The 4,216-nt window shown below is 47.8% G+C and carries 6 protein-coding genes; 5 read left to right on the forward strand and 1 reads right to left on the reverse strand.

All coding sequences use genetic code 11. The annotated features are described in order from the left end of the window. A partial coding sequence (locus tag AC1DUA_RS26240) for an aconitase family protein (protein WP_477502573.1) occupies nt 1–476 on the reverse strand: 476 nt, incomplete at its 3' end. A 290-nt stretch (nt 477–766) separates the two neighbouring features. Between AC1DUA_RS26240 and AC1DUA_RS26245 the strand changes: the two genes are divergently transcribed. The 5 genes from AC1DUA_RS26245 to AC1DUA_RS26265 all read left to right on the forward strand — a co-directional run bounded on the left by AC1DUA_RS26245 (nt 767) and on the right by AC1DUA_RS26265 (nt 4,082). Continuing rightward, a complete protein-coding gene (locus AC1DUA_RS26245) occupies nt 767–1,786 on the forward strand; it encodes an amidase domain-containing protein (RefSeq protein WP_477502574.1) in 1,020 nt (339 codons plus the stop codon). A gap of 44 nt (nt 1,787–1,830) precedes the next feature. Then, nucleotides 1,831–2,973 carry a D-alanine--D-alanine ligase gene (locus AC1DUA_RS26250; RefSeq protein WP_477502575.1) on the forward strand — a complete coding sequence of 381 codons (1,143 nt, stop codon included), beginning with the start codon at nt 1,831–1,833 and terminating at the stop codon, nt 2,971–2,973. A gap of 6 nt (nt 2,974–2,979) precedes the next feature. Next, nucleotides 2,980–3,297: a hypothetical protein gene (locus tag AC1DUA_RS26255; RefSeq protein WP_477502576.1), complete on the forward strand. Its 318-nt coding sequence runs from the start codon at nt 2,980–2,982 to the stop codon at nt 3,295–3,297. A 114-nt stretch (nt 3,298–3,411) separates the two neighbouring features. Then, the gene (locus AC1DUA_RS26260) at nt 3,412–3,744 is read left to right on the forward strand and encodes a hypothetical protein (protein ID WP_477502577.1); all 333 of its coding nucleotides are present in this window, start codon (nt 3,412–3,414) and stop codon (nt 3,742–3,744) included. 143 nt (nt 3,745–3,887) lie between these two features. Next, a complete protein-coding gene (locus tag AC1DUA_RS26265) occupies nt 3,888–4,082 on the forward strand; it encodes a hypothetical protein (protein ID WP_477502578.1) in 195 nt (64 codons plus the stop codon). Nucleotides 4,083–4,216: the final 134 nt, after the last annotated feature.

The following is a 4,216-nucleotide window of genomic DNA, read 5'->3' on the forward strand; positions in this document are numbered from 1 at the left end:
CGGTAACGCTCTTCGTTTCTTTCGAATTCTAAGTTAATGTTCATGTCAAGCGCATCCGGGGAACCGAAAGCGTCAACCATGACAGAGTGGTCGATTACAAGGTCTACAGGAACAAGCGGGTTGATCCGTTTTGGATCTCCACCTTCACGTGCCATTGTCGCACGCATTGCCGCAAGGTCAACGACGACAGGTACACCTGTGAAGTCCTGAAGAACGATACGAGCAGGAATGAAAGGAATTTCTTTGTTGTTGTCACGGCCTTCAGCCCAGCCTGCGATTTGTTTAACGTGTTCGCTTGTAATTGCACGGCCGTCGAATTGACGGATAGCTGCTTCAAGCAAAACGCGAATGGAAACTGGAAGGTTGCTTACAGTACCGTGACCTTGGTTCTCAAAGTCAGGAAGGCTGTAGTATTGGAACGAGTTTGTTCCGACAGTTAACTGCTTACGCACAGAAAAAGTGTCCTTGTTGGACATAGGTTATTCCTCCTTTAATATCTTCATCCATTGGTTTCATCTAGTGAAACTCAATTTCATTAATCCCCTAACTTAAGTATAGCGTTTCGATGTGTATGAGTAAAGATTTATTTCAATCATTTTTACCATGCAAATGTCATATATTGAATCAATTCAAAGCAAATCGGGCTCGTCCTATGATGACTGTTATTTTGCCGCAAACATGTAATTTCCATAAATAAAAGTTTCAAACCCAGCAAGGACTACGCACGTCATATTCCTAGCAAAAACTTTTTAGGAGGGTAACCCCGATGTTCTGGAAAACAGCGCTCTACAATTACGTCCATGCTAAAAATCAGTCAGAGCTCGAAGGCTCTGCAGCACCGCTCCAAGCTTATTTGTCAGACAGCGCTTATGTACGTAAGCAGGAGGTCAGGGTTCGCAGGCTTCTAGAAAGTTTTCGCGATCGCGATGCCAAGCTGCTGCGAGGGGAAACGAAGCTGCGCCTTACTGGTGTTAGAGAATCCGCGCATGGCGTGATTGCGGATATCGTGTTGCACCGGTTTATCCACTACCGAATCGGTTCAATCGACCACTTGGAGGAGCGTATTGAGCCGGAGCGAGTCGTCATTKACAGTGCAGCGAATCGTTGGCAGGTCAGAAGTACAGAGTCCCTGCAGGGAGAACAATCGCTTCCGAACAATCCGCGGAGCGTCTTTTTCTCTGAGCAGGCGGAATTTGTGGAAGGCCTTCGCAGAGCACCATCACTCCCATATATCAACCATAGTATACTCAACAGCGGAGCCCAGGAATTCGTTCCGCGCAAAATCATTTATAATCGTGACAAAGTCGTCCAATATGCGGAAACGTGGTGGCAGACTCATAACCCGAAATACGAGGAATTCGAAGTGGATTGCACCAACTTTGTATCGCAATGCCTCTTTGCAGGCGGGGCTCCAATGGACTATACTGGGAAAAGGGATTTGGGCTGGTGGTACGCTGGCAAAAGAGGCAACCAAGAGTTGTGGAGCTTCAGTTGGGCGGTTGCCAATAGCTTGAAATCTTTTTTGGCGCATAGCCGCAAAGGACTGCACGGTCATGAGGTCCATGACCCGCGCGAACTTCAGCCTGGCGACACGATTTGCTATGACTGGGACGGCGATGGCCGTTATCAGCATAATGTTGTTGTGACGGGCAAAGATGCTAATGGTATGCCACTGGTCAATGCACACACGTATAATAGCCGCAATCGTTATTGGGCTTATAAAGATTCACCAGCATGGACGGAGCGGACCCAATACTTCTTCGTTCGGGTTGCAGATGAAATGTGATCGTAATATTTTGAAGGAATAGAACGACTAGACGGAGGTACGCAATGAGCGGCAAAATAAGAGTTGGACTAATTTATGGGGGGAAATCAGGAGAGCATGACGTATCTTTGCAAACCGCAATGGCCGTTATGAAAGCCGTAGACTTCACCAAATATGAAGTGATACCGTTTTACATCTCCAAAAAAGGGGAGTGGAAAAGCGGCGCGCCGCTCTTGGCACCCGTTACATCGAAAGAGGTATTGACCTTCAGCAGTGGAGATTCTGCGAATGCACCTGTTTCTAATGCCTTAGCACCAATTTTCGGAGCTGTTCATGCGAAAGGCGATGTCGCTATCGCTTCTGCCGCGGCTGGAACGAAAGAAACAAGTATAGATGTTATATTCCCGCTTTTGCACGGTACGTTTGGTGAGGACGGGACGATTCAAGGCTTATTGGAAATGGCAAATATCCCTTACGTAGGAGCAGGCGTGCTTGCCTCCGCAGTTGGCATGGATAAAGTCATGATGAAGAAAATTTTTGCGCAAGAGGGACTTCCGCAATGTATTTTCCGTCACTTCACACGAACGGAGTGGGAGAAGAATCGCGCGTACCATCTCATTGAACTCGAAACTGCAATTGGTTATCCATGCTTCGTGAAACCGGCTAATTTGGGCTCCAGCGTTGGTATTTCCAAAGCAAGAAATCAAGATGAACTTATAAAAGCGGTTAATTTCGCTTTCCAATATGACCGTAAAGTCATTATTGAAGAAAATATCGATGCTCGCGAGATTGAAGTAGCTGTTCTTGGGAATGATGAACCACAAGCATCTGTTGTAGGTGAAGTTGTTTCTTCGAATGATTTTTACGACTATAAAGCCAAGTATGTTGATGGTAAATCCGCTATGGTCATACCCGCAGATATTCCGGCTGAAACAGCTGAGCAAGTTAGACAACTTGCGGTTCAAGCCTTCATGGCTGTTGATGGCAGCGGCTTGTCCCGCGTTGACTTCTTCCTAGGCAAAGCTGATCAAAAGATCTATATCAACGAAATCAATACGATGCCAGGCTTCACGCCTTACAGCATGTATCCGCTGCTGTGGCAGGAATCCGGCAAACCTTATACAGAATTGCTGGATGATCTCATTCATCTGGCAGTTGAGCGGCATACAGCGAAGCAAAGTATCCAATATTCTTTTGATGTGGAGTAGATGCTAATGGGATTCCAATCGGAGTTTAACTCGGTTTGTAAGTTCAAATCATCGCAGGAGCTCTTCGAGCTTCTAGAGTATGGTCGCGGTAAAATGGTGAAAAGCGGCTTCCGCGTATTCCCGACAGGGCAGAAGGTCATTGCCTACACGCCGGAGAATCAAGCGATCGCGATCGTCAAAATCCTTGCTTCCATCGCGGAAATTAATTTCCAGGGCGAGGAAGTGACGCAAGTGGAGATGGAGCTCGTTCGCCGTTTGACGGAGGAAGAGGCGCAGATACAGACGAAACTTGCTTATGAGATGTTTTTTGGTGAGCAAGCTTAGTAGGCGGTAGAGGAAGAGATAGAGGAAGAAGAGAGAGGGAGACATCGTCCGTGAGGATGGTGTCTTTTTTTGGTTTTGGGGATCCTCGGTGATTCCGTGGAGCCGTGGTGTGCTATGTTGTACTTTGTGCAACGTGGAAGTGGTTTATTGCTTGCGATCGTGTTCTTCGTTGCACAAAGTACAATCATTTTGACGCTGTTGACCGAAAACAACAGTTTGCAGAGCAGAATGTTGTACATAGTGCAGCATAGGGGAGAACGGAGGGCTGACTGCGGTCATCACGTTGTACAAAGTACAACGTACGTGATGGGTGCGGGGATTTCACCAAAGTTAAGCGTGTTTTACAACGTTACAGCGGGCAGTCGGTGCGTTAAGCATGCGTTAGCGATGAAAAACATCACTACAGATGCGGGAGCGGCGGTCTTGGGGCGATTCCGCGATAGCTAAGCGCGTTTTACAACGTTACAGCGGGCAGTAGGTGCGTTAAGCATACGTTAGCGATGAAAAACATCATTACAGCGGCACGATCGGTGGTTTCAAGCGATTCCGCGATAGCTAAGCGTGTTTTACAACGTTACAGCGGGCAGTAGGTGCGTAAAGCATGCGTTAGCGATGAAAAAAATCACTACGGAGGCGGGAGCGGCGGTCTTGGGGCGATTCCSCRAWWGCTAAGCGTGTTTTACAACGTTACAGCGGGCAGTTGGCGCGTWAAGCATGCGTTAGCGATGAAAAACATCGCTACGGAGGAGGGAGCGGCGGTCTTGGGGCGATTCCGCGATAGCTAAGCGTGTTTTACAACGTTACAGCGGGCAGTWGGYGCGTWAAGCATGCGTTAGCGATGAAAAACAACACTACGGAGGCGGGAGCGGTGGTCTTGGGGCGATTCCCCAAWTGCTAAGCGTGTTTTACAACGTTACAG

The sequence above is a fragment of the Paenibacillus sp. 01T422 genome, from assembly GCF_056398785.1.

What these genes read in the sequence shown, in the direction of transcription:
- AC1DUA_RS26250 (WP_477502575.1), top strand. Translation starts at nt 1,831, where the DNA reads ATGAGCGGCAAAATAAGAGTTGGACTAATTTATGGGGGGAAATCAGGA.
- AC1DUA_RS26255 (WP_477502576.1), top strand. Translation starts at nt 2,980, where the DNA reads ATGGGATTCCAATCGGAGTTTAACTCGGTTTGTAAGTTCAAATCATCG.
- AC1DUA_RS26260 (WP_477502577.1), top strand. Translation starts at nt 3,412, where the DNA reads ATGTTGTACTTTGTGCAACGTGGAAGTGGTTTATTGCTTGCGATCGTG.